At 73.5% G+C, this 3,461-nt stretch carries 1 protein-coding gene; it reads right to left on the minus strand.

Annotated elements, in window-relative coordinates:
• On the minus strand, positions 1–3,461 hold a 3,461-nt coding region (locus tag IG05_RS0140765; protein ID WP_030349142.1), incomplete at both ends, for an SDR family NAD(P)-dependent oxidoreductase.

The raw sequence follows: 3,461 nt of genomic DNA on the forward strand, positions 1-3,461 counted from the left end.
CCCCACCCGGCAACCGGCACCCCATACCCACGATCACCACCGGATCAGCCCCACCACCCACCCCACCCACCGACACCGACGACACCACCGACACCACACCCCCGCCGAGGATCTCGCTCAGCAGGTGCTCGGCGAGTTGCCGCGGGGTGGGGTGGTCGAAGGTGACGGTGGCGGGCAGGCGCAGGCCGGTGGCGATGTTGAGCCGGTTGCGCAGTTCGACGGAGGTCAGGGAATCGAAGCCGAGGTCCTTGAACGGCTGCCGGTCCCGTACGGCCTCCGGTTCGCGGTGACCGAGCACGGCGGCGGTGTTGGCGGTGACCAGGTCGAGTGCGGCTCGCAGCCGTTCGGCCTCCGGCAGTGACCGCAGGCGGTCGGCGATCGCGCCGTGCCGCGCCGGGCGCCGGGCCGCCTTGCGGGAGACGAGGTCCTTGAGGGCCGCCGGGACCGCCGGGGCGACCGCCATCACGGACAGGTCGAGGCGCACCGGTGCCAGCGCGGCCCGGTCTATGGCCAGGGCTGCCTCGAACAGCGACAGGGCGTGGTCGGTGGCCAGCGGCACGACCCCGGCTCGCATCAGCCGGTCCTGGTCGGCACCGGTCAGGTGCCCGGTCATGCCGCTCGGCTCGGCCCAGTAGCCCCAGGCCAGCGAGGTCGCCGGCAGTCCGAGGGCGCGCCGGTGCACGGCGAGGGCGTCGAGGAAGGTGTTGGCCGCGGCGTAGTTGGCCTGCCCGGGGCTGCCGAGCGTCCCGGCCGCCGAGGAGAAGAGGACGAACGCCGTCAGGTCCCGTCCCCGGGTGAGTTCGTGCAGGTTCCACGCCGCCCGAGCCTTGGGGTCGGCGACCTGCCGGAGGCGTTCGGGGGTCAGGTCGGTGACCACGGCGTCGTCGAGCACGCCGGCAGCGTGCACGACCGCGGTCAGCGGGTGCGCGGCCGGGATCGAGTCCAGTACGGCCGCCAGCGCGTCCCGGTCGGCCACGTCGCAGGCGACCACGGTCACCTCCGCGCCCAGCCCGGCCAACTCCTCGCGCAACGCGGCCCCGCCACCACTACGGCTGACCAGCAACAAGTGCCGCACACCCCGCTCGGCCACCAGATGCCGGGCCACATGGCCCCCCAGCGTCCCCGTACCACCGGTGATCAGCACCGTGCCGGCCACATCGAGATCCCCGGGCGCGAGCAGCCGCAGGGAGGCGTCGACGAACTCGCCGGACAGCGAGTCCAGGACCACGTCCATGGGCGGGAACTTCTGCTCGAACTCCAGGGTGCGCGACGAGGCGATGTGGTCCTCGTCCAGTCCCAGGGTGCGCAGGGTGTGCCATTTGGCCGGGCCGGCGGTGGCGAACACCTCCGCCCCGAGCCGCCGGGCCAGTTGGATCGCCGCCATGCCGACGCCGCCGGTGCCGGCGTGGATCAGCACCCGGTCACCGGCCTTCAGCCCGCCCAGGTCGCGCAGGCCGTACCAGGCGGTCAGGAACACCACGGGCACGGACGCGGCCCTGGCGAACGACCAGTCGTCGGGCATCCGGACCAGCAGCCGCTGGTCGGCGACGGTGACCGGGCCGAACGCGCCGGGGACCAGGCCCATGACGCGGTCGCCGGGCCGGAACCGGGTGTCCGGGCCGGTTTCGAGGACGATGCCCGCGCCTTCGCCGCCCATCAGGGCCTCGCCGGGGTAGACGCCGAGGGCGATCAGCACGTCCCGGAAGTTGAGTCCGGCCGCCCGCATGGCGATCCGGACCTGCCCGGGCCCCGGCGGCTCCATGAGCTCCGGGCGGGGCACCAGCGCCAGGTCGTCGATGCTGCCGGTGCCCGTGTCCTCCAGCCGCCAGGTACCGTCCGGCGGGGTGAGGCTCGGGCCGACGCGGACCAGGCGGGGGACGCGCAGCGCCCCTTGGCGTACCGCCAGTTCCGGTTCGTCCGTGCCGGCGATCAGCGTGGGGTCCCAGGTCGGGTCGGCGTCGACCAGGACGAACCTTTCGGGGTGCTCGGCCCGCGCGCCGCGGACCAGGCCCCAGACCATCGAGTGGTGGAGGCCGACCACGTCACCGGGTGCGGCGGCGACGGCGTTGCGGGTGACGACCGCCAGCCGCGTCCGCTCGCCCGCCAAGTGGTCCCGGATCACGGCGAGTACGCTCTGCGCGCTCTCGTACGCCGCCTCGACGGTGTCCGCCTCGGGCTCCGGCCCGGGCACCTCGTAGACGACCAGGTCCGCGGGGTCGCCGCCCGTCGATGCGGATTCGAGGGGGACCCAGTCGAGTGCGTACAGGCTGTCCGGGACGGCGGTGGCGTCCCGGACGGTCAGCGACGTGATGACCGCGACCGGGGTGCCGTCCGGATCGGCCACGGCCACGGTGTACGTGTCCGGCCCGGTGGCGCACAGGCGTACGCGCAGCGTTCGGCGGCCCGCGGGCCGTATCGCCACTCCGGTGAACGCGAACGGCAGGCCGGTGCGGTCGGTGAGGAACGCCATGGGGTGCAGTGCGGCGTCGAGCAGCGCGGGGTGCAGGGCAAACGGTTCCTCGGCGGGAAGCTCCACCTCGGCGTAGACGGTGTCCCCGACCCGCCGGGCGGCCGTGACGCCCTGGAACGCCGGCCCGTACTCGTAGCCGAGCACGGACAGCGAGTCGTAGAGCCCGTCGACGTCGAGGGGCTCACCGGCCGACGGCCAGTTCCAGGCGCTCAGCACCGGCTCCTCGCCCAGGGTCCCGGTGGCGTGCCGCACCCACTCGTCGCCGTCACGCGAGTACACCGTGAGCGGGTGGCGGCCGTCGTCCTCGGGGCCCACTACGACCTGGAGGTGCACGGGGGTGTCGTCGAGGACGAGCGGCGTTTCGAGCACCAGCTCCTCGACCGCGTGGCCGAGCCGGCCGGCCGCGTAGGCCGCCATTTCCGCGAACGCGGTGCCGGGCAGGAGGACGGAGCCCCGCACGGCGTGGTCGGCCAGCCACGGGTGGGTGGCGAGCGAGATCCGTCCGCTGAGCACCGCGCCGTCGGGCAGTTCCACGAACGTGCTGAGCAGGGGGTGATCGCCCGACGCCGTCGGGACGGGCCGCAGCCAGTAGGGCTGGCGCTGGAAGGCGTACGTCGGCAGGCTGACGGGCTCGGTGTCGTCCGGGAACCGCCAGTCGACCGGGACGCCATGAACGTGCAGGTGGCCGAGCGAGGTGAGGAAGTCCTCCTGGTCTCGCCGGAGCGTGCCGGTGACGAGGGGGTCGGAGCCGTGGTGGTGACCGGTCTCCTCGATGGCGGAGAGCAGGACCGGGTGCGGGCTGACCTCGACGAAGACGGTGTGGCCGTGGTCGAGCAGCGCACGGGTGGTCTGGTCGAACAGCACGGGTTCGCGGAGGTTGCGGTACCAGTACCCGGCGTCGAGGGTGGAGGTGTCGATCTCCTCGCCGGTGACTGTTGAGTAGAACGGGATCGTCGTCGGGCGCGGTGTGATGCCGGCCAAGTCGGTCAGC

The sequence above is a fragment of the Streptomyces sp. NRRL S-1022 genome (assembly GCF_000720135.1).
Lineage (GTDB): Bacteria > Actinomycetota > Actinomycetes > Streptomycetales > Streptomycetaceae > Streptomyces.